Below are 25,162 nucleotides of genomic sequence, written 5' to 3'. Positions count from 1 at the left end.
GATCTAGCCCGAACCGGCGACGCTCCTGAACAGGTCGACCAGCCGCGGCGCCTGTGACGCCAGCGAATAGGATTCCACGGCGCGCGCCCGGCCCGCCTGCCCCATTTGCCGCCTGAGCGCTGCGTCGCCGGCGAGCCCCGTGAGCGCTTCGGTCCATTGATCGGCGCTCGACGCGATCAATCCCGTCTCGCCATGAGTCACGATCTGCCTATTGACGCCAATTGGCGAGGCGATCGTGGGCAGCCCGCACGCCATATATTGGATGAGCTTGTAACCGCTCTTGCCGCGCTGAAACGGCCCATCGATCAATGGCATGATGCCGATGTCGAAGCGCTGGACCTCCGAAACCTCGGTTGCTTCGGCCCAATCGGCCAGTTCGAGCCCTTCGGATGCATCGCCCGCCGCCACCTTCCCCGCACCAATGGCGCGGAAGCGCGCGCCATGCTCGTGGCAGAATCGCGCAAGCGTCGGCAGCAGGGGCCGGACATTGACCCAGGTCGAGGGTGAACCGATCCAGCCAAGCGTCAGCGGCCCCTCCCCGCGTTCCGCCGGCCGGTACACATCGGTATCGACGACCGTCGGGACGATCATGCTGCGCTCGCAGAAGCGCGCGCAATAATCGCGGAGGTAAGCATTGCCGCAAGTCACTGCCGCAGCCTTGCCCAGGACATGTTCAAACTTGCGGCCCAGCACACCCCGGACAAGCGCGCGGCGATGTTCCTGATAGGGCACGAAGACTGCGTCGTCCCAGTCGTAAACCACCGGCGCGCCCGGTCGGAACACCAGCCGCTCCACCGCCGATGGCAGGAAGGGAAACAGCTCGGCATGGACCCAAAAGATGTCGCCGGGCCGGCGCGGCGCGAGCAAGTCGGACAAGCGCGCGGCGTAGCGCCTGGCAATTTCAACCCGCGAGAAACCCTCGTGCGTTGCAAGGCTGCGGACATAAGCGCTACTGAGCAGCGGACGATGGTCGAGCGCGATTCCGGCGGCGGCGAGCGCGGGACCATATTGCAGGAACCGCTGCCGCGTGCTCGCCGCTTCGCGATCATATTTGGTGAAGGCGATGATGCGCATTTGCGATCAGCTGGCGGCCATCTGATCGTAAATCCGCGCATAAGCCGCAACGCCGCGACCCAGCGAGAATAGGTCAACCGCGGTATGGCGACAGCGCGCCGGAAGTGCGTCGTCGCCGGTCAGCTCGAGGTAAGCGAGCACTTGGCTCCGGCCCAAGGGTTCGAGCATTCCGTCATAGCTGACGTAGAGGATTCCCTGGCTCACTGGCCGGCGGCCAGCCGAGTGACGACGCGCCGGGTCAGGCTTTGCCATGAGGGCAGCACGACGCCGAACTCCGCCGCGAACTTGCCGCTGGCGAGCACGCTGTAACGCGGGCGCGGCGCAGGGGTCGGGAACTTTTCCGTCGTGATACGGATCACCTTTGCCGAGGGCCCCCCGGCCTCCGCACTTGCACCGAACACCTCCTCGGCAAGATCCGCCCAGGTGCAGGCACCCGTTCCGGCCACGTGGTAGGTCTGTCCCAAGCCGGTTGACGCCCCACCCATCCAGCGATCGAGGACGCAGCCGACTGCCAGTGCAAGACTATCCGCGCTTGTCGGGCAGCCGAACTGGTCGGCCACAACACAGACCTCGTCCCGATCTTCGGCAAGACGGAGCATCGTTTTCACGAAATTGTGGCCGAACGGGCTGAATATCCAAGAGGTTCGCAGAATGAGGTGCTGCGCGTTGACGGCCCGAACCGCGTCCTCCCCTGCAAGCTTGGACCGGCCGTAAATGTTGATGGGATTGGTCGGCGCTTGTTCCGAATAAGGCGCGGTGGCCGTACCATCGAAGACGTAATCCGTGGAAATCTGAATGATGGGCGCGCCGATCGACGCCGCGCCATTCGCGACCTCCCCAGCCGCCGCGGCGTTGATTCTGAATGCCATCTCAGGCTCACGCTCGGCCCGGTCGACGGCGGTATAAGCCGCGGCGTTGATTACCACGTCGGGGCGCAGGTCGTGTATCAAAGGCTCGATGCCGCCCGTTTCCGCCAGATCGAGCTGAGGCTGTCCGACGGCATATAAATCAAGGTCTAGGCGGGAGGCGGCATATTCCTTAAGCGCGCGGGCCAGTTGGCCCTGCGCCCCGGTGACCAAAACCTTCACTTGGCGCCGCCTAGCCGCGCCCCCGAATAACGTTGCGCTCGGATCGGCCCCCACCACCATTCATTGGCGATGAACCAGTCGACGGTCTTCGCCAACCCGGCTTCGAACGTCTCCTCCGACCGCCAACCCAGCTCCTGCTCGATCTTGCTTGGGTCGATCGCGTAGCGGCGATCGTGCCCAGGACGGTCCTTCACGAATTCGATGAGGTCGCGCCGCGGGCGGCCATCCGACAGTGGTTTGCGCGCGTCGAGAAGGTCGCAAACGGCGTGCACGACCTCAAGGTTGGAACGCTCGGCGCGCCCGCCCACGTTATAGCTTTCGCCGACGCGGCCGCGCGTCAGGATCGCCTCGAGCGCCCGGGCGTGATCGTCGACGAACAGCCAGTCGCGAACATTCTGCCCGTCCCCATATACCGGCAGCGGCTGCCCTTCGAGGGCGTTGAGAATGATTAGCGGGATGAGCTTTTCGGGGAAGTGAAACGGCCCATAATTGTTGGAGCAATTCGAAATCACCACCGGCAGGCCGTAGGTTTCGTGCCAGGCGCGAACGAAGTGGTCCGCTGCGGCCTTTGACGCCGAATAAGGGGATGACGGCGCATATGCCGTCTCCTCGGTGAAGATGCCCGAGTCCAAAGGCAGGTCGCCGAACACCTCGTCAGTCGACACGTGGTGGAAACGGAAGCGCTGTTGCCGCTCACCGTCGAGGCCGCGGTAATTTTCGAGCGCCGCGTTCAGCAAGGCGACCGTACCGAAAACATTCGTCTCGACGAACACACCCGGACCGTCGATCGACCGGTCGACGTGCGTTTCCGCCGCAAGATGCATGATCGCATCGGGCCGTACATCGGCCAGCAGCTCCACCATGCGCGCGCCATTGCAAATGTCGGCCTCGACGAAGCGGTAATTTTCGGCGTCCTCGATCTCGCGCAACGACTTCAAGTCAGCAGCGTAAGTCAGCTTGTCGAGATTGGTGACTTGGTAGCCCGCACCAACCAGTAGGCGGCAGACTGCGCTGCCGATAAAGCCGGCGCCGCCGGTGACGAGAACCGATTTGATCGCGGTCATGCCTTAAGAGCCCGTCTCAAGATCGGCGAGCAACGGCGCCGCGGTATCCTTGGAAGAAAGAAGCGGTTCGCCGTCGAGCGGCCAATCGACCCCAATCGCAGGGTCATCGAAGCGCAGGCCGCGATCATGCTGCGGGCTGTAGGGAGCGCTTACTTTGTAGACGACCTCCGTACCGTCCTCGATGGTGAGGAAGCCGTGGGCAAACCCCCTTGGAATAAAGATTTGATTCCACTGCGCCGCGGAAACGGTCAGCCCGACCCAGCGTCCGTAGGTTGAAGAGTCGCGACGGATGTCGACGGCTACGTCGAAGATCGCGCCACGCGTGACCCGCACCAATTTGTCTTGTGCAAAGGGCGGCAGTTGGAAATGAAGGCCGCGCACAACGCCGCGCGTCTTGGAAAAAGAATGATTGTCCTGGACGAAAGTGACGTCGACGCCGGCATCCTTCAACGCGTCCTCGCGCCACACTTCGGAAAAGAAGCCGCGTTCATCCGCATGCTTTCGCGGAATGATCTCCAGCACGCCCTCCAGCCCAAGCGGGCGAACCTCAAGCATCTTCGTGCTCGGTCGCGCGGCGGCGGAGATAGTCGGCATAATCGGTGGAGCCGAGCTTGTCCGCCACCGAGCGCAGGTCTGCCGGACTTAGATAGCCCAGCTCCAACGCGATTTCTTCCAGGCACATGATCTTCATGCCCTGGCGCTTTTCGATCGTGCGGACGAACGACCCGGCGTCATGCAAGCTGTCGTGAGTCCCGGTATCGAGCCAGGCAAAGCCGCGTCCGAGTTGTGCCACACGCAGGTCTCCGCGCGCTAGATAGGCGCGGTTCACGTCGGTGATCTCGATCTCGCCGCGATGCGACGGGGCCAGGCCGGCGGCAATATCGACCACGTCATTGTCGTAGAAATAGAGACCGGTGACGGCCCAGTTTGATCGCGGTTCCGACGGCTTTTCCTCGATGGAAACGGCGTGGCCGTCCGCCTTGTCGAACTCCACGACGCCATAACGCTCGGGGTCTTCCACCGCATAAGCGAAGACTGTTGCGCCGGTCTGCGGAGCTGCGGCTTGCTGGACGAGCTGGCTGAGGCCCGCGCCATAGAAGATGTTATCGCCCAGGATCAGGGCGACGGGATCGTCGCCGACGAATTCGCGGCCGACGATGAAGGCATCGGCCAGGCCGCGCGGTTCCGTTTGGGTGGCATAGGACAGGCGGATCCCATACCGCGTGCCATCGCCCAGCAGGGCTTCGAAGCGCGGCAAGTCCGTTGGCGTCGAAATGATGAGAATCTCGCGGATTCCGGCGAGCATCAGCACACCCAGCGGATAAAAGATCATGGGCTTGTCGAACACGGGAAGCAGCTGCTTCGACACCGCGAGCGTCGCGGGGTACAGCCGGCTCCCGCTTCCACCGGCAAGGACAATACCCTTCACAGACGCTCCAATCGACTTCGGCTCATGACAAAACCCACTGATAGGGCACCCAGTACCTGGCGTATTGGGAGAAGTTCAACCACACAAACTGCACCAGAAGCAGATAGCCCGCAACGGCGATTTTCCCCGTGAACTGCCCGATGGCGAGCGGCAGGCGGGACAGCACCACAAGCTGTAGCGGCAGGATGTAGAGCGCCATCCGGTCGACCGCGGTCGACGAGGGCAACACCAACAGCAGGAACAGGAGGCCTGCGGCGGCAAGCGAGTAATTCTGCCACAATCGCCGCTCCCGCTCCGAAAATTCCATGCGGCTGCCGGCCAGCCAGAAAAGCACTGCGGCAAACATGTTCATCGCGATCCGGATCGCGGCGCCCTGCGAGGAATATTTCGCCTCGATGTAGCGCTCCACCAGGCCGTTGATCTCGCCGCTGATGAAGATGTCGTAGAGGAAGTAGCTGGCCGCGATGGCGATCAAGACGTTGATGAAACGACTGCGCTCCGAGGCCAAGGCGACCAGGCAGAAAGCGATCACCGCGGTTCGGTGAAACAGCGCGGCGACGGCGACGTAAAGCAGGATTCGGATGGTCGACCCGCCACGGACGAAATTCGCGAGGCCGGCCATCAAGATCCCGAGCGCAACCGCCTGGCGCGTATAGCCCATTGCGACGACGATGATGAGGTAAGGCACCGCGACCAGCAGCGCGAGCCATGGCCGCGGCTGCGTGCCGGCAAGCCGGAACAGCCCCCAGACGAAGAGGGTGGCGCAGATTATGTTGACGAGATAGATGCCTCCGCCGAGTTGATACGCCATCCAGTTGATCAGCTGGTACCCGGGGTCGCCAATCTCGAGAGCGCGGCCGAACGAGCTTCGGCCGGCTCCCGCAAGCATCTGCATGTAGCTGATCCAATCGGCGCCGACTTCGTCGCGAAGACCGACCATCGTCGCGATCGCAAGAGCACTCACAAGCCAAAGGACGTTGATTGACCGTGGTGCGCTCGGCGCGCGCTGAGCCTCCAGCATCGCGCCGCACGCGGCAAAGCCGAACAGGAACCAGTAAGCCGCCAAACGAGAAAAGCCTCTAGCTGGATGACGTCGGGTCGCCGGCCAGCGCCGGGGAGCGACGAGAGAGCGCTGGCAGACTCTGCAAGCCGTGGCAATCAAGCGCATCGAGATAGGTCGCGACGACCCCGCGCTCGTCAAAGCGCTGCTCGACCGTCCGCCTTGCCGCCTTCCCCATCTCGGCCTGCCGGTCCCGCGACAGGGATAACAGACGTTCCATCGCCGAAGCGAGAGAAGGCCCGCTGCGCGCCTGGCAAAGAAAGCCGTCGACCTTGTCGGTGACGATGTCGCGGCAGCCGGGGACGTCGGTTGCGACTAGCGGCCGGCCCATCGCCGCACCCTCGAGAAGCGCTCGCGGAAGCCCCTCGCGATAGGAGGGCAGGACGATCGCGCTTGCCCGAGCGAGGAAAGGCCGGACGTCCGCCGCCTCGCCCAGATAATCGATTAGACCGTGTGCGGCCCACCGATCGACCTCTTCACGCGCGAAGGCCGTGCGGTTGCCTACGTCCAGCGGACCAAGAATCTGGAAATTGGCAGCGATCCCCTTGTCCCGAAGGATCCGCGCCGCTTCGACATACTCGCCCACGCCCTTGTCGCGTAGGAGGCGAGCGACGAGCAGGAATGTGAACCGCCCCTGCGGCAGGGGAGTCGCCGCAAACCGCTCCAAATCCACCCCGCAACCAGGAACGAGCCGCGCCTGCGAGATGTCAACCATCCCTCGCTCGACGAAGGTGTCTAGGTCGTGGCGATTTTCGAAGAACACCACCGGACAGCGCTTGAAGGCGAAGCGATACATCCGCTCGACCAGGCCCATCAGCCCGCCGCCCTTGATGAAAACCGTTCCAAGGCCGGTGACGGTGGGCATCACTGGTGTGCCGAGCATCCGTCCCGCGATGGCAGCATAGATGTTGGGTTTGATGGTGAAGCTGAACCCCGCGGCGGGCCGTATCTTTAGAAATGCGCGCACGAACGCCCCGAGCAAGCCGGCATCCCGCGCCGGATTGGTGCCCGACCGCTCCAGCTCGAGCGTGATCGTCTCCGCCTCGCTGAACGGCGCCGACGCGTCGGGCGGTGCAATCAGCACCGGCGTCATTCCGCGCTCCGCAATCGCCCGAACCAAGCCGGCGCGGAAATTCGCGATGTACCAGGCGCTATTGGCGGTGATGACGACATTTTGGCTCACGTATTTGCACTCTCCTTGGCCCAAGTGAGGGCGCGATCGGACGCAGGCACTTTAGAACTTGGAAACACGGTGGCGCACGGGATTGATCCCGGCACGATCAACTGCCTCGCTGATAGGTTTAAACCAAGATCCTCAAGTGCCCGACTGCCCCCGCAACCTCCAGGTGCCACCACGACAGGCTCAAAGCTCTTTTCTCTTACTTACGTGCTTAACCGGTCACAACTGGTATTCCCAAGTGTTCTTGCAGAGATGACGATTGTTCCTCGATTGAATAATCCCCGCTCCGCACCTCGCATTGATGCTTCCCCTCATTTCGTCCCACTGCCAGCATGAATGGCCGCCGCGTTGATAGCACCAATCAGTGATGTCGTGGCTGCGAAAGTCGATTACAGGATGCGCCAGCTATGAAAAATGAGGCACTGGACATCGTCTTTTCAAAGGCATTGCGCAATCGTCGAGCGGAGCCCCTTCCGCCCGACATTCCGGCCAATGCCGCGCTACAGCACCTCGCCTATCATGGTATCGGGACGAAAATGGTCAGCGATGATCTTGTCGCGAATTGGCCGGCGGAGCTTAGCGAGCAAGTCCGCGCGGACGCACGTGATCAGGCCATGTGGGAGCTCCAGCACGCGGCGGTGCTCCGACCATTGCTGAAGTCTTTTGCCGACTCGGACATCCCGACCCTTCTGCTTAAGGGCACCGCACTCGCTTACGATCTTTACGAAAATCCTGCCGAACGGGCACGCGCCGACACCGACCTTCTTATTCACGAGCGGAATCTTCAATGCGCTCGTTCCTTGTTGACCAATTGTGGATTTGAGGCGCCGTCAGATCATGGCTTTCTTCCCCCCGAGCTGCGATTCCAGGAAAGTTGGCTTTTGCTCGCGCCCGATAACTCGACGCATTGCATCGATCTCCACTGGCGCGCGATGAACACGCCCGCAGTCGATCGCATGTTCTCGGTCGACGATTGGTTCGCAGGTGCGCGTCCATTGCCTCGATTGTCAGCAACCGCCCGAGCTCCGAGCCGCCCGATGATGCTTCTTCATGCGTTACTGCATCGTGGCTTGCATGATTGCGCCCCCTATTTCGTCGGTGGCGAGACATATTACGGCGGCAATAGACTGATCTGGCTGTGGGACATCGCGCTAATCGGCCGATCGATCTCCGAAATTGAGTGGCGTGAATTTTGCCGGCTGGCGCAAAGCAAACAGGTTGCCCGGATCTGCCGCGATGGCCTTGTTGCCGCTTCCGACCGCGTCGGCCCAGTTGCACCTGAGTGGGTCGAATCGGCGCTGATGTCCAAGTCGTCGCGATATTTCAGCGGTGGCCAATTGCGCCGCGCATGGCTCGATTGGTGGGCAGTCCGGGGAATTGGTCGGAAACTCCGTTACTTGACCGCCCGCGCCTTCCCCAGTGCAGGCTTCATGCGCGCCAAATATCGCGCGCTTGAGCATCGCCCGCTGCCCAGCCTGTATCTGCGGCGGCTTGCCGAACTTGCAAGACCGCGACGATAGCACACACCCTATGCCGATCTTCCGGATCCTCCGCCTCAATCGTCAGCATATGGCGCGGCTTCTGCTGCTGGTGATCCTCACCACGGCGAGTTCTGTGGTACTTCTCGTCGTTCCCTGGATGGCCGGACACCTTTTGGGCACCATGGTCACCGGGCAAGAGGGCGCCTTGAAAGGGGCGGTTGGCGTCCTTGCCGCCTGTCTCGTTGCGATTGCAATGCTGAGCTTCCTCACCGCCGACCGCATGGTTCGAATGAGCGCGGCCCTGCTTGCCGAGCTTCGCGAGCGTATTTTCGATCATGTGCAGCGATTGCCGATGGCTTTCCACGACAGCCGGGGCAAAGGCGACATGCTTGCCGTCATGACGATCGAAATCGCCAAACTGAGCGAATTCGTCGCGGTCACCCTAGTGGCAGTTCCAGCTCGCCTGCTGACTGCGATCGGGGCCATGATCGTCATGTTCACCATCGACGCGCGGTTAGCACTTCTTATCCCGACCATCGTTCCCCTTTTCTACCTCGCCACCAAGATCGTCGGTCGGCGGCTTCAAGGCCTTGCCGTGCAGATCCAGCAGGCCGACGCCCGAGCAATAGCGCTTTCGGACGAAGCGCTGCAGATCGTGCCCGCGACCAAGGCTTTCGGCCAGGAAGCGGCTCAGTACGACCGCTATCGCCAGACGGTTCGCAAGCTTGAGGGCCTGATGGTTCGGCAGGGCCGGATCTACGCGGCCCTAGACCCCCTGATTAGCTTGATAGCCGCTTTTGCCGCCTTGGCCGTCCTATGGTTCGCGGGCCACGACGTTTCGGACGGCCGGATGACTGCCAGCGAGCTGTTCAGCTTCATGTTCTACGCCGCCTTACTCACGCGTCCGGTCGGGTCGCTGGCGCACCTCTACGGCCAAATTCAAACGGCCCGCGGGGCGCTCGCCCGACTCAGTGCGGTCCTGGCCGAGCCGACTGAGGATGTCGGGGCAGCCCAAGCATCGCGCCGACCGCGTGCGCACGGGGCGATTGAATTTCGCAATGTCCATTTTGCTTATGCTGGGCGCGACCCCGTCCTGACCGGTGTCGATCTTCGGGTCGGCGCTGCGGAAAGGATTGCCATCCTGGGCGCGAACGGTGCCGGCAAAACCGCGATGATCAATCTGCTAATGCGCTACTACGACCCGCAAGTCGGCGCGATCTTCGTCGATGGCGAGGATAGCCGGACCATGGGCCTGAGCGCGCTGCGAGACCGAATCGGTCTGGTTCCGCAGAGCGCACTCCTGTTCAACGCCACCATCAGGGAGAATATTGCGTTCGGAGCGGTCGGTGCATCGCAACAGATGATCGATGATGCCGCTCGGCTGGCTCAGGCGCTCGATTTCGTCGCTTCCCTGCCCTACGGCATGGACACGGTCATTGGAGACTGCGGGCTTCGCCTCTCCGGCGGTCAGCGGCAGCGGATTGCGCTGGCGCGCGCACTGATCAAAGACCCGGCAATCATCATATTCGACGAGGCCACCTCGATGTTTGACGATGAGGGCGAAGAGGCCTTTATCGATGCCTGCAACGATGCGCTTCACGGTCGCACGGTGATCCTAGTCACGCACCGGCCCGCTACGCTTGCCCTGGCCAATCGTATCGTGACGCTCGAAGACGGCCGAATCCGGGAACTCAGGGCGGACGAGCGACGGCTTCAAAAGGTCTCCGCGTGAGCGGGATCGCCGCCATATTTTACTTTGATGGTCGTCCAGTAGATCCGGATCTCATCGCGCGAATGACGTCAGCCATGGCCTATCGCGGCCCTGACTGCATCGATCATTGGACAAGCCAGCAGGCCGCCCTCGGCCATTGCATGCTGCGCACCACAAAGGAGTCACTCCAGGAGCGCCAGCCCTTGCAGTCCGACGACGGCTCGATCGTTCTTGTGATGGATGGCACCCTCAGCAATTGGGAGGAGCTTCGCCGCGAATTGCTCTCTCGCTCGGCACGCTTGCGAACGCGATCCGATTCCGAATTGGTGCTGCGAGCATATGAAATCTGGGGCGAGCAATGCCCGCACCACATCGAAGGAGAGTTTGCCTTTGTCCTCTGGGATTCACGAAGGCAACGCGCATTTTGCGCCCGCGACCACGCCGGGCGCCGCTCCCTCCATTATCATTGGGACGGAAAACGACTGATTGTTGCCTCCGACATCGCCGGCGCCCTTGCAGGGGGCGTTCAAGCGCGTCCCAACCGCGGAATGTTCGCGGAGCTGATGGCAGGCATCGTGCTCAGCAAGGATGAGACGATCTGGCAGGAAGTGCTGCGCCTCCCGGCCGCGTACGCGTTAAGCGCGGATCCGGACGGAATGGTGCGCTCCAAATACTGGTCGCCCCCGTCACGGGTGACCGTTCACTATAGGAACGACGACGATTACGTCGAGCATTACCGAACGCTGCTGTTCGATTGTGTGCGACGATCCTCGCGGTCGCACCTTCGTCTGGGCTGTGAGGTCAGCGGCGGGCTGGATTCGTCCGCCGTGTTCGCGGTAGCCAGCAAATTGCAGCACGAGGGGCGCCTCCTCGCACCGGCGTTGAAGGGCTACACGCTCAAGTTCGAAGAAACGGGTAGCGAGGCAGACGAGATCGCCTTTGCCCGGGCCGTTGGCCAGCACAGCCGGCAAGCGATCGCGGAAGTTCCGCCCTTCCTCCCCCCTCGACGCTGGTTCCAGGAGCGCTCCCGCGCCGACTGCGACATTCCGCCCTATCCGAATGGCGCGATGGGCCTCGGCATGGCGGCCGCGGCCACGGGCGACGGATGCCGCGTCATCTTGAACGGCAGCGGCGGCGATGAGTGGCTCGAAGGCAATCTGCTTTACTATGCCGAGCAACTGGCCGCGCATGATTGGTCTGGACTTGGCCGAAGTCTGCGCGAGGACATCGCCAGCGTCGGTCTTGCCAAAACCGCCTGGTGGTTCTTGCGTTTCGGCCCCACCGAACTCCTCCCGCCTCCACTTTGGAAGGCTCTTCGGACCATCAGGCGGGTTTCGGCATCGGGGCGCGACGAGGCATATTGGCTATCGCCCGAACTCAGGTCGCTGCTAGCGGCCCGCCGCACTGCTTCTGGCACAGATGTAGTGGCCAGCACGTTCATCGACCGGCGGGGGGTCAGCCGATGGCTGAACAATGCTTATTCGGCTTTCGCGAGCGATCTGGGTACCAAGCTGGCCGCTCGTGCTGGGTATGAACCGCGAAGCCCGTTGCACGACAGGCGGTTCATTGAATTTGCGTTCGCTACGCCCGACCGAATCAAGAGAAAGGCCACGATTGGCAAGTACACGCATCGCCGGGCGCTTGCGGGCCTTCTGCCAGACATGGTGGTCGATCGGATGACTAAAGCGGAGTTTACCGTCGCATTCGCCCGACAGCTGGACGGAATGGCAAATCTTTTCGAGGGCTCCAAACCCGATGTCAGGAGTTATCTTGATCTAAGCGGGGTAGACCGACTATTCGACACGTACCGCTCGGAGTCTTACGAAGGAAATCCCATTTGGAAGTTGTGGGGCATCTTTGGATGCATGACAGCTGGGGATTTGCTTTCCGAGCAAGAATGTTAGCGAGGAATTAACGATATGGACGATCTGCAATCGAACGGCCTTCCTGATCAGAATGAAGCCTTCGAAGCTGTGAAGGCGGCGTACGAGGCGCCTAAACTCACCGTCTTCGGCAATGTCCGCGATCTCACCCGTACCGGGGAGGGATCCGGAGCAGATGGGGGTACAACTGCCGGAATGACGATGACGTCGGATCCTGCGGCTAAGGAGAACGTCGTTCGCGTCGGGGATCACCCGCTTGGGATCGGCCTTTACCTTTTCGACTTCAAGCCCGCCTTCAAGGCGGCCTGCGGCGTTGGGCGCCAGTTCGGTGTCATGGCTGACGAGGTCGCGCAGGTCTTGCCGGCCGCCGTGTCGGTAGGCACCAACGGCTATCGCCGTGTCGATTATGGCATGCTGGGGATCAGTCACGCCTGACGCCAATCGCCCCGTCTGATTTCGCCTTTGCGATTGTGCTTCTCGATGAACATTTGGAGTACCTCAGCGATGAGGTACGCCTGCAACTGTTTTGCAAAGCAATTGCCGAGACGGTTCGGCCCGGCGACCGCGTTCTCGACCTTGGATGCGGCGTAGGCATCCTAGGCCTGCTCTGTCTGAAGGCGGGTGCAGGACATGTCTGGGGCATCGACCAGACAGATGCGATCGAACTGGCTCGTGAAACCATGACCCGTCTGGGGCTTTCGGACCGATATACGTGTGTTCGTGAGCGGAGCTTCCGTGCGACCATTCCCGAACAAGTCGATCTCATCGTCTGCGATCACGTCGGCCATTTCGGCGTGGATTACGGCATTCTCGACACATTGGGCGATGCCCGACGGCGCTTCCTCAAGCCGGGCGGAAATATCCTTCCGGAAGGTCTTCAACTCTTCCTCGCCGCTGCGAACGCGCCGCAGTGCCGAACGAAGGCCGAGGAGTGGGGCCAACCAAACATTCCTGCCGAGTATCGCTGGCTCCGCGAACATGGCGTCAACATGAAACATCCGCGGACTTTCTGCGCGGACGACATCCTGTCCGAAGCCGCCCAGGTCGGTCGATTGGATCTCTATCAGGATAACTCGGAGCAATTAACGCTTGAGGCCACGCTCCGTGCGAAGCGCGACGGCGTGATCGACGGGCTAGTCAGCTGGTTCGAATGCACGCTTTCCGCGACCGTCTCGATGTCCAACTCACCGTTCGATGGAAATGCGATAAAGCGCGACCAAGCTTTCCTTCCGTTCGAACGTCCCGTTGCCGTACAGGCTGGCGACGCGCTTGAAGCGAGCGTTGTGTTCAGGCCCGACACGAACTTGCTCGCATGGACGATTCGCCTGCCGAGGACGGGAGAACGCCATCGGCAGTCGACGTGGCACAGCATGATCATAGGTCCCGGCACGCTTCCGGCGACCCGCCCCAAGGTTGCGGAGCTGAGCCCTGTCGGAGCGTTTCGCAAAGCACTGCTGCAATATGTCGATGGTGTTCGAACGACCGATCAAATTGTCGAGGACCTCGTCCGTACTCATCCCGACCTTTTTGCCAGCCGGGATGAGATCAGGCGCCTTGCCGAACTCGAGCTTTCCAGGAACATCAAGGGATGAGGCTCAATCTGGAGCCGTGCCGCGCGCAGGGGCCGTTACCGCAATCGCCTTACCACCAATGGATCGTCGAGTCGGGCGTCGTTACCCTCTCTTTCTATCGGACCGACGGCGGATATTTGCTTCGCTTCCCGCACCGAGCGGACTTCATCGTCAACTTGGAATCCTCGGACGTGACCTGCTTCCCTTGCGATGGCGCGAGCGAGAACGTCATCGACGGGCTTTATTACAACCAGGTCCTTCCCTTGCTAGGAAGCCACCATGGGAAGCTGGTGCTGCATGGAAGCGCTGTGGCGGTCTCGGAGGCTGCGGTGGCCTTCGTGGGCTCGTCGGGCCAGGGCAAGTCCACGCTGGCGGCTGCCTTTGCGCGTGCCGGCAATCCGTTCCTAACCGATGACGGTGTCTGGATCGAACGGTCGGGCCCGACGTTCATCGCCAACCCAAATCGCCCCGCGCTGAGGCTTTGGCGGGATAGCCAACTTGCGCTCCTGCATGATGCGCAAGGATCTTCGGCCGAGCAGGAGGAAAAGCAGCTTCTGAGCACCGGCCCTGCGCTTCCTTTTCAAGTGCACCCACTACCGCTCCGGGCGATCTATCTGCTGGGCTCGGACGAAACGAGCAGCGTAGCCATCAAGCCGCTCGCGGCATTGCCAGCAATCCCCTTATTGATCAGTCACGCCTTCATTCTGGATTTCGACGACGAGCGGCGCCATCGAGAGCACTTCCACGCGCTCACCCAGCTGGCTGACGCGGTGAATTGTTACCGCATTGATTACCCTCGGTCCTACAGTGGCTTGCCTGAGGTAATTGCAGCGGTGACAGACCATGCTACCGGGGCGGTTGCTACCGGAAATAAGGGAATTGCATGACTGATATTCTTGATCAAGCGTGGCAGCCCTCTCCTGACGCCTTCGCCAACGCGGTTGGAAACGAACTAGTCCTGCTGCAGATAAAGCGCGGGACCTATTACGGAATGGACCCATTAGCCTCTCGGATTTGGAAGGGGATGAACGAAGGTCAAAGCGTTCGGCAGATCTGTTCGAATATCGCTAGGGAGTATGATGCACCTTTGGCGCAGGTCGAGGAAGACACGCGCCGGTTCCTAGAAGACTTGAGAACTAATGAGATTATCATCGCTGCATGAACGGACACGATCGCGCAGCATTCTCTCCCTAACCTGGGGGGATTGGCTCGATTTCGCAACAGCAACTGTTGAACTGGGCCGTGCGCGGTTGACGCTCCGACGCGCTAGCGTTCAGACGATGCTCGAGACAGCCATCGATACTCCCACGCACGCCCGCGCATATCACCCTCACGTGACGATTGATCGCGTGGGCATTGCGATCGCGCGCGCCTGCTACCGGGTACCGTGGCGCGCCGACTGCCTGATCCAAGCGCTTGCTGCACAGCGCTGGCTCCGACGTCACGGCATTCCATCTAGGGTGGCAATCGGGATTCGCGAGAGCGGCGCCAATCCGTTTGAGGCTCATGCTTGGCTCATCTCCGGCGACACCGTCGTAACCGGAGGTGATGTGCGCGACTACCTGCCCCTGCTACCTCGAGGCTGAACCATGTTCGACATCAAATTATCGCACACCACTGCCGGGTGGTATGAGAGCAAGCTGTTCATTGAGCATGCGCTAGCAATTAGCCATGATGGTTTGCACGTCGTTATCGGGGTCCTGATCCAGCTCATCGCTGCATCACTCCTTCGCCGAACCGTAGCGTCCTGGCTGCCCTGGGCTGCAGTGTTGGCTTTCGCGTTGGCCAATGAAGTGGTCGATCTGCGCGTCGAGCGCTGGCCAAGCCCAGGAATGCAATTTGGCGAAGGTGCCAAGGACATCGTGCTCACTATCTTGCTGCCTACGATCTTGCTGGCCGTGACCCGGTTGCGACCGGCGTTGTTCGGCACACGCTTGGATTCGCCAGCGGAGCGACTCGCGGCTTCGCGAGAGAGCGCGATGATGGATCGGCCATATACTCCTTCGCCTTAGCTAGAATACTCACATCTTGGAAAGCTTGGCCCAATGTGGAGATCTCCACGCGAATTCTCGGGCCAATTGGGACATTGAGATTTCGAATTTCAACTCAAAATTCCGTTCTCCTATTCTGTGCTGCATCTGATGATAAAACGCGCATAAACTTAACACCCAGCAGTCTGACGGCTTGAGGCCTAAGCCTCCATCCGTTCCGAACATGAGCGCATTCGATCGGCAGACATCGGCAGCCGGGCACCGAGCAGGAATGGCCCCGTACCCAGGGGCGGTGAGTCGGACATTTGCGAAAGTTTTTTAGTCTTTCGCGCAAGACAAGCATTATCAGCCTAGGCAAGGCTGCGTGCCTGCGGGACCTTGGAGAAAATTGTCAGACCTCGCCAGCTTACAACTCAAGCGCTTCGTCCTGCTTTTGGCGCCCTCCCCCTGAAGCGCCTCTCGACGCGCTACAAAAGCCCTCCCCCTCATCATACAGTTCTGGTCGTTCGACGGAGCTCGTCCATCGTCGTAGGCGCCGAAATGTTCGGTTTACCCTCGCAACCCACGGGGCGCGGGCGCTGAGGTTTCCGGGCTTTTCCGCTACGCGCACCCCAATGCGTACTGGCGCATTTCGCGAAGCCTTATCGTGACCGAAGATTGTCAGTTTGTTTTTCCCGCGCGCCCGCGCCCCGGTCCCTTCCAACCGCAAATCCGCGCGTCCTAATAGCGCAGGCCGGTTCGCTGGACAGCCGGCCGCAGGCTGGGCGGCAAGCTTGCGATCCTCATGTCCGTCGCGCTTTGGTTGGGCAGGACGACACGAAGCTTGCGGTTGGCAAAGTCGATCGACACCTTCTTGAATGCCCGCATCGCATTCATGCCGAGAAGCACTGCGGGCTTATCCTGAAGGCCAAGCTTCTTGAACGTGTGCGCATTCGCGAAAATGATGGCAAGGTCATTGAGCTCGACTCCACCGATCTCCAGCCGTTTCAACCGCATGTAATCGCCGGCAATCTTGTGACCCGTGACGGAATGCACTTCAACGCGATGGGAATCGGTCAGCTGCCGCTTCTTGAGCATCGCCTGCCGCAAAGCCTCATTGCCGATGGTGATCTCCGAACCGGTGTCGAGCACGACGTTGATCCGGCGGCCATCGGCGCGGGCATTGGTCATGACCAGACGGCCATTTCGGCGGCTGGCACGGACGACAATGCTTCCGGGCTCTCGCTCGAAATCGGGTCGGGCGGAGGGGACGATGGACATGGTTTGCGCATCGAAATCGAACAGAATGCGCTGCGACCGCAACGAATCCACACCCAGGATGCCGTCCGCCCCATATGCGACTGGTCCAGCAAGGGGCATCGACGATGCGCACTTCCCTTTGGCTCAGCCCTAGGGCGGGCACAGTCGCAGTGGCAACGGAGGTGATCCCGGTCACGCTGTGCAACGTGGCCATCGGCCCCGCCTGCAGGTTGAGGTCTTTTGCCAGTTGATGAGAAATTGCGGTGCGGTCCGCGCCGGTATCGACCAGAAAGCGATAGGTGCCCTGGCCGAGCCGTACGGGCACCGTCATGCGGTTAGCCCGATCGCTCTCGAACCGAATATCCTGCGTCTGGGTTGTCGAATCGATCTCGCCCGGCTCACTGACCGCCTCAAGCGTCGTTGGCGGGAGAGGGTTGGCCGCAAGCGCGCCCCAGGACATCGCGAGCGAAGCCAGTGCTGTCATCGTTCGCATTTCGCTTTCTCCGCCTTTTCGCCGCTTCCCCGCCGAAATCGAAGCATTTTCCACCACGGCGGCGCCACGGCAACCAACTGGTAAGACCCCTAACCTAGCCTTGCCCGTAACGTATGGCCGGTTCGACCAAGCGACGCGCCGGGTCGAGCAATATCGGGGAAGAGTGCATGCTGGACGAACGGCCGGTTGAAACGACCCTATATTCCTTGGGCGGAGACGCGCCGTGCCCACTCAAGCGCCGCCACGACGAGCGCCATGTGAGTCTGCTTCGAGTCGGCTCGCTCATCCTCGCCGACCGGCGCGAGCTCTGCCTGATTCGCAACGTTTCCGCCGGCGGCATGATGATCCGCATCTATTCGGACATTGCGGCGGGTACGCGGTTATCCGTCGAACTTAAGCAGGGCGAGCAGATCTCGGGCTATGTCCGATGGATCAAGTATGACTTCGCCGGCGTCACTTTCGACGCGCCGATCGACATCGTCGACCTGATTTCCGCGGCGGGAGATGGACCGCGCCCGCGCATTCCGCGCGTTGAGGTCAATTGCACCGCCTGGGTTCGGGAAGACGGTACCGTGCATCGGATGACCGGCGCCAATATCTCGCAGGGGGGAATGATGGTTGTCGGCGCGGCGAACCTCACCGTCAATGCATCGGTCGTGATCACGCTCATCGACTTGCCCCCGGCACAGGGGATCGTCCGGTGGAAGGATGGCGCGGCGCATGGCATCCACTTCACCCGTCCGTTGGGGCTGCCAATGCTTGTGAGCTGGCTTCGCGGGCAGCAGGACAACCGTCGCGCGGCATCCTGAAGCGACGTTTAATCGCCTGGTGAACCCATCGGTGACATGGTCATCCACCGCTCGACCATGCGCTTTTCGTCGTTGGTCAATGGCCGACAGGCAAGTCCCGGACGCCGAAATTCCGGCTGCATACGCGGACGGGGCTTGGGCACATTGCGCAACACTTCTTCGGGTTCGAGATTGCGGGCAAAGGCCAGACCGGCAAAGCGGCCCTGGACCCAGATCACCTGGCTTTTCAGGCGCAGATCGTTGCGCTGGAAGAATGCGGTCGATCCTTCGATCGGCAGATGATCGCCCTCGATCAGGGCGCCGTCCGACGACAGGTTACGCAGGTTGACGCGCTGCGGCACGCCCGCGACTTCCACGGTAGCGGCCAGGAGCACCGGTGCCCGGCGCGACCGCCGATTGTGCGACATGCTGCTCTCGTCCATCCGCCCGCCATACAGGCGGGGGGTAAAGCTTCATTTAACGCCGTTTGAAAAGCAGCATCATGTTGTTGGCGGGCATCGACCGCACTTCGACCAGATCGAACGCACGCGCCGCTGCTTCGGCGAAGTCCTCGACCCGGCGCAGCCCCCAAGCTGGGTCGCGGCGGCGCAAGTCGGCATCGAACGCTGCGTTGCTCGGCGCGGTCGGCAGATCGTCCTTCAGCCACGGCCCGTAGAGGATCAGCGGCGCCCCCGGCCCGAGCAACCGCGCGGCGCCGTCGATCAAGCCGATCGCCGAGGCCCACGGGCTGATGTGCACCATGTTGATGCTGAGCACGGCATCGGCCCGCTCGATCGGCCAGTCCGGAGCCGCCGCGTCGAGCAGGATCGGCCCGCGCAGATTGCTCACATCGCTCTGGGCGCGCCAGCCGTTGATCGAGGCCAGCGCGTCCGGGTGAACGTCGCTCGGCTGCCAATCGAGCGCAGGAAAGCGCTCGGCAAAAAACATCGCATGCTCTCCCGTGCCGCTCGCGATTTCGAGGACGAGTCCGGTCGCCGGCAGCCAGGCGCGAAGTACCTCTGCAATTGGCTCGCGGTTGCGCTGCGCAGCGGGTGCCGAGCGGCGCTTGCCCGCCTTTTCCTGCTCGTAAAAGCGCCGCTCGTCGCTCATGCGCATTCGCAAGAAAGCGGCGTCCTGACCGGCCTAGCAAATGGTAGGGCCGCGCCGGTGAATTTATCGGGCCGCTCGGTCGCCATTCGCTCTCGCCGCCTGCTGCGCCCGCCGCTCGCGTATCACGAGCCAAATGAGCAGGCCAATCGGCCCGGCCATGAAGGTCAGGAACAGCACGGGCAGCTGCACCCAGCGCGAAAATCCCTTCAAATCGGCATCGCGCGCGATCCACAGGCCGACGAACAGGTCGAACGCCAGATAGTGCGTCCAGCCGAGCACGATCGCACCGTCGCTCATGAACAAGGTGCGAAGGCCGCGTACCGAATAATCGCCAAGGTCGGGCACCGGCGCGCCGGGCACGCGCACCGGGTCGACGAACCCGCCGAACAGCGCCGCGAATATCGCGGCATATGCCAGGCACAGCATCGCCACCCCAGCGTACATCACCGTCGAATAGACCTTGGGCCCGCGCGGCAGCGCCGCAAGCAGCGCCCAACCGATCAGGGCAATGACGTTCGTCAGTCCGAAGAGGCCGGCCCAGCTCACCCGCCGCCCACCGGTTCCTTCAGGCCCGCAGACGCGGCGTCGGGCGCGGGCTGTCGGAAGCTCAATACCGGTTTCCTAGCCGCCAGTGTTTCGTCGAGGCGGCGGCGCGGCGCGTGCACGGGCGCGGCCTTCATCGCCGGGTCGCCGGCGCGCGCACGTTCGGCGATCGAGCGCAGCGCGGCGATGAACTGGTCGAGGCCAGCCTTCGACTCGGTCTCGGTCGGCTCGATCAGCATCGCGCCGTGGACCACCAGCGGGAAGTACATCGTCATCGGGTGGAAGCCTTCGTCGATCATCGCCTTGGCGAGATCGAGCGTGCTGACGCCGTCGGCGAAGCCTTTGTCGGAGAAGATGGCCTCATGCATGCACGGCCCGCTGCCTGCGAACGGCGCATCGAGCACGTCTTCGAGGCTGCGCAGGATGTAATTGGCGTTGAGCACCGCATCCTCGGCCACCTGCTGAAGGCCGTCGGCGCCGTGACTGAGGATGTACGTCAGCGCGCGCGTGAACATGCCCATCTGGCCGTGGAACGCAGTCATGCGCCCGAATGTCTCGGGGTGCATCTCGGCCGCGCTTTCCTCCTCCACGATCTTGAAGCTACCATCGGGCATCTTGGCCGCGAAGGGCAGCGGACCGTAGGGCGCCAGCGCTTCGGACACGACCACCGGCCCCGACCCCGGTCCACCGCCGCCATGCGGGGTCGAAAAGGTCTTGTGGAGGTTGATGTGCATCGCATCGATGCCAAGGTCGCCGGGACGGACCTTGCCGACGATCGCGTTGAAATTGGCACCGTCGCAATAGACGAACGCGCCCGCGGCGTGGACCGCGTCGCTGATCCGCTTCATGTCGGGCTCGAACAGGCCGCAGGTGTTGGGATTGGTGATCATCACCGCCGCGACGTCCGGCCCCAACCGTGACGTCAAGGCGTCAAGATCGACCCGCCCCGCCGCATTGGCCGGGATGTTTTCCACGCGATAGCCAGCGAAAGCGGCGGTCGCGGGATTGGTGCCGTGCGCGCTTTCGGGGACGAGCACGACTTCGCGCTTGTCGCCGCGCGCCTCGAGTGCCGCGCGAATGCACAGCAGCCCGCACAGCTCGCCATGCGCGCCCGCCTTGGGGCTCATCGCCACGCCGTGCATGCCGGTCAGGTCGAGCAGCCAGAAGGCCAGCTCGTTGATCACCTGGAGCGCGCCCTGCACCGTCTCCTGCGGTTGCAGCGGATGGACGTCGGCAAAGCCGGGCAGCCGCGCGACCTTCTCGTTCAAGCGCGGATTATGCTTCATGGTGCAGGATCCGAGCGGGAACAGGCCCAGGTCGATCGCATAATTCTGCCGCGACAGGCGCGTGTAGTGGCGCACGGTTTCGGGCTCGGACAGGCCGGGAAGGCCGATGGGCGCGGTGCGTTCGAGGCCGCCGATGCGCGATCCTCCCCGGGACGGGGAGGTGGCAGCGCGAAGCGCTGACGGAGGGGGGCTGGAGCCCGTCACGCCGGCCCCTCCCCCAGCTTCGCTGGTCCCGCTCCCCGTCCCGGGGAGGAATTCGTCGAAATCGACGCCAGTCGTGTCGGCGCCGTCCATCTCGAAGATCAACGGCTCCTCGAGCATCAGCGCGCGATTGCCGGTCACCGTCTGCGCTTCGCCTTCAGCATTGGCGGGGGTCGAGGGCCGCCAGCCCGACGGATTGACGGTCATCGCACCACCTCCTTCAGCGCGGCTTCCAGCGCATCGATATCCGCGTCGGTCGCGGTCTCCGTAACCGCGACCACCAACCCGTTCTGGAGAGCGTCGATCCCCGGATAGAGCCGCCCAAGCGAGATCCCCCCGATCACCCCGCGCTCGACCATCGCGTGCACTGCGGGCCGCGCTTCGACCGGAAGCCGGAGCGTGAATTCATTGAAGAAGCCGTCGTTGACCAGCTCGACACCCGGAATCGCGACGAGCCGGGCCGCCACCTCGCACGCGCGCGCGTGATTCAACTGTGCCAGCTGCCGCAGCCCTTTCTCGCCGAGCAAGGTGAGGTGCGCGGTGAAGGCGAGCGCGCACAGCACCGAGCTGGTGCAGATGTTCGACGTCGCTTTTTCGCGCCGGATATGCTGCTCGCGCGTCGAGAGCGTCAGCACGAAGCCGCGCTTTCCCTCCGCATCGACCGTCTCGCCCGCAAGCCGCCCGGGCATCTGGCGGACATGCTTTTCGCGACAGGCGAACAGGCCGACGTACGGTCCGCCGAACTGAAGCCCGACGCCGATGCTTTGCCCCTCGCCGACAACGATGTCCGCACCCATCTCGCCCGGCGACTTGATCAGCCCCAGCGCGACCGGCTCTGTAATCACCGCGATCAGCAGCGCGCCGGCGGCATGCGCGGCCTCGGCAATCGGCGTCAGGTCGGTGATCCGGCCGAGGATATCGGGATATTGGACGACGACCGCGCTGGTCTCGCCGTCGATCTTGCCCAGCAGCCGCTCGACATCGCTGGTGGCGTCGAGTTCGGGCAGCGACGTATCGAGCGCGTCGCCGGTGAACTTGGCCATCGTCGTCGCGACATTGACGTAATGCGGGTGAACGCCAGACGAGACGATCGTCTTGTTCCGCCGCGTGATGCGGTGACCCATCAGGATCGCTTCCCACATCGCGGTCGATCCGTCGTACATCGACGCATTGGCGACTTCGCAGCCGAGCAGGCGTGCGACCTGCGTCTGGAATTCGAACATCATCTGCAGCGTGCCCTGCGCGATTTCGGGCTGATAGGGCGTGTAGCTGGTGAGGAACTCGCCGCGCTGGATGATATGGTCGACGCTCGCCGGGATGTGATGCTTGTACGCCCCGCAACCCAGGAAGAAGGGCACGTCGCCCGCCGCCATGTTCTTGCGCGACAAAGCGATCATGTGCCGCTCAACCGCCATTTCGGACGCATGCATCGGCAGGCCGTGGATCGGCCCCGTCAGCCGCGCTTCGGCCGGCACGTCCTTGAACAATTCGTCGATCGATCCGGCGCCGACGACCTGTAGCATCGCGCTGCGATCGGCATCAGAGAGGGGCAGGTAACGCATCAGTTCGGCTTTCTCATCGTAAAGCGGAGGCGGACGTAATCGGCGGTTTGGGTGCCGGCGCGGTCGGCGACGGCGTCGGCGATCGCCTGGCGCTCGGCCTGCGGCACGCCGGCGCGGTCGAGCCAGCCCTTGCGGAAGGTCGTCACCCAGCCGGCGACGCCATGCTCGAGTGGAGTCGGCCGTTCGATCAGCCGCGCGTCGATGTCCTTGAATCCCGCCGCCTCGTAAATTGCGACGAACTCCTCGACGCTCGGATACCAGTTGGCGGCATAGGTCGGCGGGCCGTAGCCGCTGGCAACCAGCACGTCGTCGAGCGACTCGCGCAGATGGGCAAGATTGCCCTCCCCGCCCATCTCGCCGGCGAAGCGGCCCTTGAACTTGAGCGCGAACCAGATCGCGCGCGCCGCACGCTCCTTGTCGAGCACCCAGTGCAAGGTGGCGTTGGAGAATACCGCGTCGAACGCTTCCGCAAACTTGAGATCGGCGGCATCCATCAGCCGCGCATCGAGGCCCTTTGCCTTGGCCGCAGCGATCATCGAGAGGTTGTTGTCGATGCCGACGACATCCGCGCCTGCTTCCTTGATCTTCAAGGTCAGCGACCCGTCGCCGCAGCCGACGTCGAGGATATGCTCGCCCGGCTGCGGGTCGAGGAGGTCGAGCGCGGCCTGGCCGAGCGCGGGCACGAAACCACCCACCCGCGCATAATCCGCGGCATCCCAATCGCTGGTCGAGGTTGGTCTCACGTCACCCTCGCTCCGTTTGTGCCGAGCGCAGTCGAGGCACCTGTGCACGCGCGTCCCTCGACTTCGCTCGGGACGAACGGAAAAGGGCGGCGGGCAAGCGAAATATCACAGCGTCGCAATCCACTCGCGATAGGCGGCCTCGTCCATCAACCCCTCGACCTCACCCGGATCGTCGAGCTTCAATTTGAAGAACCAGCCCTCGCCTTCGGGGTCGCTGTTCACCAGCGACGGGTCGTCGGCAACCGCGGCATTGCCCTCGACCACCTCGCCCGACACGGGCGCGTAGACGTCGCTTGCGGCTTTGACCGACTCCACCACCGCGGCCTCCTGCCCCTTGCTGACCTTGCGGCCGGCTTCGGGCACCTCGGCGAAGACGATGTCGCCCAGCGCTTCCTGCGCGTGGTTGGAAATGCCGATGGTCGCGGTGTCGCCCTCGACCCGGATCCATTCATGCTCCTTGGTGAAATAGAGGCTCATCAAGCGGCTCCCTTGCGGTGATATTTGTGGGGGACGAACGGCATCGGCGCGACGGTCGCGGCAAACAGCTTGCCGCGCTGCGACAGCTTCACCTGCGCCCCCGGCTCGGCCATTGCGGCCGGAACGTAGGCCATGGCGATCGGTCGCTGCAGCGAGGGCGAGAAACCGCCCGAGGTGACCTTGCCGACCTCATTCGCCTCCCGGTCGAGGACCATCGCGCCCTCGCGCACCGGCTGGCGGCCTTCGACGAGCAGGCCGACGCGCTTTTGGATCGGGCCATTCTCCAACTCGGCGAGGATGCGAACGCTTCCCGGAAAGCCGCCCTCGGCGCGGCGGCGCTTGTTGATCGCGAAGTTGAGCCCGGCCATCACCGGCGTCGTCGCCCGGTCGAGGTCGTGCCCATAGAGCGGCAATCCTGCCTCGAGCCGCAGCGAATCGCGCGCGCCAAGCCCGATCGGCTTCACGGCATCGTTGGCCACGAGGGCGTCCGCCAGCTTCTCGGCCTGCGTTGCGGGCACCGAAATCTCGAACCCATCCTCGCCGGTATAGCCCGAACGGCTGATCCACAGCGGCTGTCCGTCCCAGTGGAATGCGCGGCCCTGCATGAAGCCAAGCTCGCCCACGCCCGGCACAATGCCTTCCAGCAACTCCGCCGCCTTCGGCCCCTGAAGCGCGAGCAGCGCCTGCTCCTTCATGTGGTCAACAACCACCCCGCCGGGCAGCCGCCGCTCGAATTCCTGGATGTCACCATGCTTGGTAGCGCCGTTGACGACGACGTAGAAATCGTCGCCGCGCCGCGTCGCCATCAGATCGTCGATGATCCCGCCGTCGTCATCGAGCAGCAGCGAATATTTGGGTTTCATGTCGCCCAGGCCGAGAAGGTCGGCGGGGAGCAGCTTCTCCAGCGCCGCATCGGCGCCGCGGCCGTGGATCAGCAGCTGGCCCATATGGCTGACATCGAACAGGCCGGCATTTTCGCGCGTCCACAGATGCTCGGCCATGATGCCTTCATATTGCACAGGCATTTCGTAGCCCGCGAAAGGCACCATCCGCCCGCCGTGGGCGCGATGCCACGCATCGAGCGGCAGTTTTGCAAGCGGCGCTGCGTCGGTCGGGTGATGATCGTCCTGGCTCATGGGCGCTCCGCATCAGGTGACGACGGCTCAACGCCCGAAACGGGCGCATCGG

General features: G+C 62.9%; 27 protein-coding genes and 1 pseudogene. 10 read left to right on the top strand and 18 right to left on the bottom strand.

Annotation, left to right across the window (positions count from 1 at the left end):
* Nucleotides 1-3: 3 nt before the first annotated feature.
* The 8 genes from H9L13_RS06485 to H9L13_RS06450 are packed head-to-tail and all read right to left on the bottom strand — an operon-like array spanning nt 4 to nt 6,898.
* On the bottom strand, nt 4-1,074 hold the full coding sequence (locus tag H9L13_RS06485) for a glycosyltransferase family 4 protein (RefSeq protein WP_187536972.1): 1,071 nt from the start codon (nt 1,072-1,074) through the stop codon (nt 4-6).
* Nucleotides 1,075-1,080: 6 nt separating this feature from the next.
* Nucleotides 1,081-1,278, bottom strand: coding sequence for a hypothetical protein (locus tag H9L13_RS06480; protein WP_187536971.1), 198 nt, complete (start codon nt 1,276-1,278; stop codon nt 1,081-1,083).
* Nucleotides 1,275-2,162 (bottom strand): dTDP-4-dehydrorhamnose reductase, encoded by an 888-nt coding sequence (gene rfbD / locus H9L13_RS06475; RefSeq protein ID WP_187536970.1) that lies wholly within the window; start codon nt 2,160-2,162, stop codon nt 1,275-1,277. Before rfbD ends, H9L13_RS06480 begins: the two co-directional genes overlap by 4 nt.
* A complete protein-coding gene (rfbB, locus tag H9L13_RS06470; protein WP_187536969.1) occupies nt 2,159-3,226 on the bottom strand; it encodes a dTDP-glucose 4,6-dehydratase in 1,068 nt (355 codons plus the stop codon). The genes rfbD and rfbB overlap by 4 nt, the downstream gene beginning before the upstream one ends.
* A 3-nt stretch (nt 3,227-3,229) precedes the next feature.
* Nucleotides 3,230-3,781, bottom strand: coding sequence for a dTDP-4-dehydrorhamnose 3,5-epimerase (rfbC, locus tag H9L13_RS06465; protein WP_187536968.1), 552 nt, complete (start codon nt 3,779-3,781; stop codon nt 3,230-3,232).
* On the bottom strand, nt 3,774-4,655 hold the full coding sequence (gene rfbA, locus H9L13_RS06460) for a glucose-1-phosphate thymidylyltransferase RfbA (protein ID WP_187536967.1): 882 nt from the start codon (nt 4,653-4,655) through the stop codon (nt 3,774-3,776). The genes rfbC and rfbA overlap by 8 nt, the downstream gene beginning before the upstream one ends.
* A gap of 22 nt (nt 4,656-4,677) precedes the next feature.
* Nucleotides 4,678-5,721, bottom strand: coding sequence for an EpsG family protein (locus H9L13_RS06455; protein ID WP_187536966.1), 1,044 nt, complete (start codon nt 5,719-5,721; stop codon nt 4,678-4,680).
* A 13-nt stretch (nt 5,722-5,734) separates the two neighbouring features.
* On the bottom strand, nt 5,735-6,898 hold the full coding sequence (locus tag H9L13_RS06450; RefSeq protein WP_187536965.1) for a glycosyltransferase family 4 protein: 1,164 nt from the start codon (nt 6,896-6,898) through the stop codon (nt 5,735-5,737).
* Between the two features lie 404 nt (nt 6,899-7,302).
* Between H9L13_RS06450 and H9L13_RS06445 the strand changes: the two genes are divergently transcribed.
* The 9 genes from H9L13_RS06445 to H9L13_RS06405 are packed head-to-tail and all read left to right on the top strand — an operon-like array spanning nt 7,303 to nt 15,553.
* Nucleotides 7,303-8,415 (top strand): nucleotidyltransferase family protein, encoded by a 1,113-nt coding sequence (locus H9L13_RS06445; protein WP_187536964.1) that lies wholly within the window; start codon nt 7,303-7,305, stop codon nt 8,413-8,415.
* Nucleotides 8,348-10,108: an ABC transporter ATP-binding protein gene (locus H9L13_RS06440; RefSeq protein WP_187536963.1), complete on the top strand. Its 1,761-nt coding sequence runs from the start codon at nt 8,348-8,350 to the stop codon at nt 10,106-10,108. Before H9L13_RS06445 ends, H9L13_RS06440 begins: the two co-directional genes overlap by 68 nt.
* Nucleotides 10,105-11,991 (top strand): asparagine synthetase B family protein, encoded by a 1,887-nt coding sequence (locus H9L13_RS06435; protein WP_187536962.1) that lies wholly within the window; start codon nt 10,105-10,107, stop codon nt 11,989-11,991. The genes H9L13_RS06440 and H9L13_RS06435 overlap by 4 nt, the downstream gene beginning before the upstream one ends.
* A gap of 15 nt (nt 11,992-12,006) precedes the next feature.
* The gene (locus H9L13_RS06430) at nt 12,007-12,405 is read left to right on the top strand and encodes a lasso RiPP family leader peptide-containing protein (protein WP_187536961.1); all 399 of its coding nucleotides are present in this window, start codon (nt 12,007-12,009) and stop codon (nt 12,403-12,405) included.
* A 35-nt stretch (nt 12,406-12,440) separates the two neighbouring features.
* Complete coding sequence (locus H9L13_RS06425) at nt 12,441-13,562, top strand: methyltransferase domain-containing protein (RefSeq protein WP_187536960.1); 1,122 nt, start codon at nt 12,441-12,443, stop codon at nt 13,560-13,562.
* Complete coding sequence (locus H9L13_RS06420) at nt 13,559-14,428, top strand: hypothetical protein (RefSeq protein WP_187536959.1); 870 nt, start codon at nt 13,559-13,561, stop codon at nt 14,426-14,428. The genes H9L13_RS06425 and H9L13_RS06420 overlap by 4 nt, the downstream gene beginning before the upstream one ends.
* On the top strand, nt 14,425-14,703 hold the full coding sequence (locus tag H9L13_RS06415; RefSeq protein ID WP_187536958.1) for a PqqD family protein: 279 nt from the start codon (nt 14,425-14,427) through the stop codon (nt 14,701-14,703). Before H9L13_RS06420 ends, H9L13_RS06415 begins: the two co-directional genes overlap by 4 nt.
* Nucleotides 14,681-15,127: a lasso peptide biosynthesis B2 protein gene (locus H9L13_RS13050; protein WP_187536957.1), complete on the top strand. Its 447-nt coding sequence runs from the start codon at nt 14,681-14,683 to the stop codon at nt 15,125-15,127. The genes H9L13_RS06415 and H9L13_RS13050 overlap by 23 nt, the downstream gene beginning before the upstream one ends.
* 3 nt (nt 15,128-15,130) lie before the next feature.
* The gene (locus H9L13_RS06405) at nt 15,131-15,553 is read left to right on the top strand and encodes a hypothetical protein (protein WP_187536956.1); all 423 of its coding nucleotides are present in this window, start codon (nt 15,131-15,133) and stop codon (nt 15,551-15,553) included.
* A 699-nt stretch (nt 15,554-16,252) separates the two neighbouring features.
* Here H9L13_RS06405 and H9L13_RS06400 read toward each other — a convergent pair.
* Entirely contained in the window at nt 16,253-16,891 is a 639-nt protein-coding gene (locus tag H9L13_RS06400) for a retropepsin-like aspartic protease (protein WP_244954797.1), read from the bottom strand.
* Nucleotides 16,892-16,946: 55 nt separating this feature from the next.
* Nucleotides 16,947-17,102: pseudogene (locus H9L13_RS13045) on the bottom strand (aspartyl protease family protein); the annotation flags it as partial.
* Nucleotides 17,103-17,431: 329 nt separating this feature from the next.
* On the opposite strand from H9L13_RS13045, the gene H9L13_RS06390 reads away from it, so the two are divergent.
* Complete coding sequence (locus H9L13_RS06390; protein WP_187536953.1) at nt 17,432-18,073, top strand: PilZ domain-containing protein; 642 nt, start codon at nt 17,432-17,434, stop codon at nt 18,071-18,073.
* Nucleotides 18,074-18,081: 8 nt separating this feature from the next.
* Here H9L13_RS06390 and H9L13_RS06385 read toward each other — a convergent pair whose 3' ends face one another.
* The 8 genes from H9L13_RS06385 to gcvT all read right to left on the bottom strand — a co-directional run bounded on the left by H9L13_RS06385 (nt 18,082) and on the right by gcvT (nt 25,110).
* The gene (locus tag H9L13_RS06385) at nt 18,082-18,495 is read right to left on the bottom strand and encodes a PilZ domain-containing protein (protein ID WP_187536952.1); all 414 of its coding nucleotides are present in this window, start codon (nt 18,493-18,495) and stop codon (nt 18,082-18,084) included.
* Nucleotides 18,496-18,529: 34 nt separating this feature from the next.
* Nucleotides 18,530-19,162: a DUF938 domain-containing protein gene (locus tag H9L13_RS06380; RefSeq protein ID WP_187536951.1), complete on the bottom strand. Its 633-nt coding sequence runs from the start codon at nt 19,160-19,162 to the stop codon at nt 18,530-18,532.
* A gap of 63 nt (nt 19,163-19,225) precedes the next feature.
* Nucleotides 19,226-19,708 carry an ABA4-like family protein gene (locus H9L13_RS06375; RefSeq protein WP_187536950.1) on the bottom strand — a complete coding sequence of 161 codons (483 nt, stop codon included), beginning with the start codon at nt 19,706-19,708 and terminating at the stop codon, nt 19,226-19,228.
* Nucleotides 19,705-21,399 (bottom strand): aminomethyl-transferring glycine dehydrogenase subunit GcvPB, encoded by a 1,695-nt coding sequence (gene gcvPB / locus H9L13_RS06370; RefSeq protein ID WP_187536949.1) that lies wholly within the window; start codon nt 21,397-21,399, stop codon nt 19,705-19,707. Before gcvPB ends, H9L13_RS06375 begins: the two co-directional genes overlap by 4 nt.
* Nucleotides 21,396-22,754: an aminomethyl-transferring glycine dehydrogenase subunit GcvPA gene (gcvPA, locus tag H9L13_RS06365; protein WP_187536948.1), complete on the bottom strand. Its 1,359-nt coding sequence runs from the start codon at nt 22,752-22,754 to the stop codon at nt 21,396-21,398. The genes gcvPB and gcvPA overlap by 4 nt, the downstream gene beginning before the upstream one ends.
* Nucleotides 22,754-23,497 (bottom strand): class I SAM-dependent methyltransferase, encoded by a 744-nt coding sequence (locus H9L13_RS06360; protein ID WP_187536947.1) that lies wholly within the window; start codon nt 23,495-23,497, stop codon nt 22,754-22,756. The genes gcvPA and H9L13_RS06360 overlap by 1 nt, the downstream gene beginning before the upstream one ends.
* A 105-nt stretch (nt 23,498-23,602) precedes the next feature.
* Nucleotides 23,603-23,974, bottom strand: coding sequence for a glycine cleavage system protein GcvH (gene gcvH, locus H9L13_RS06355; protein ID WP_187536946.1), 372 nt, complete (start codon nt 23,972-23,974; stop codon nt 23,603-23,605).
* Complete coding sequence (gene gcvT, locus H9L13_RS06350) at nt 23,974-25,110, bottom strand: glycine cleavage system aminomethyltransferase GcvT (protein WP_187536945.1); 1,137 nt, start codon at nt 25,108-25,110, stop codon at nt 23,974-23,976. Before gcvT ends, gcvH begins: the two co-directional genes overlap by 1 nt.
* Nucleotides 25,111-25,162 lie beyond the last annotated feature (52 nt).

The organism is Sphingomonas lutea, from assembly GCF_014396785.1.
Taxonomy (GTDB): Bacteria; Pseudomonadota; Alphaproteobacteria; order Sphingomonadales; family Sphingomonadaceae; genus Sphingomicrobium; species Sphingomicrobium luteum.
The sequence above is the reverse complement of the archived record's forward strand: the minus strand, read 5'-3'. Positions and strand labels throughout refer to the sequence as shown.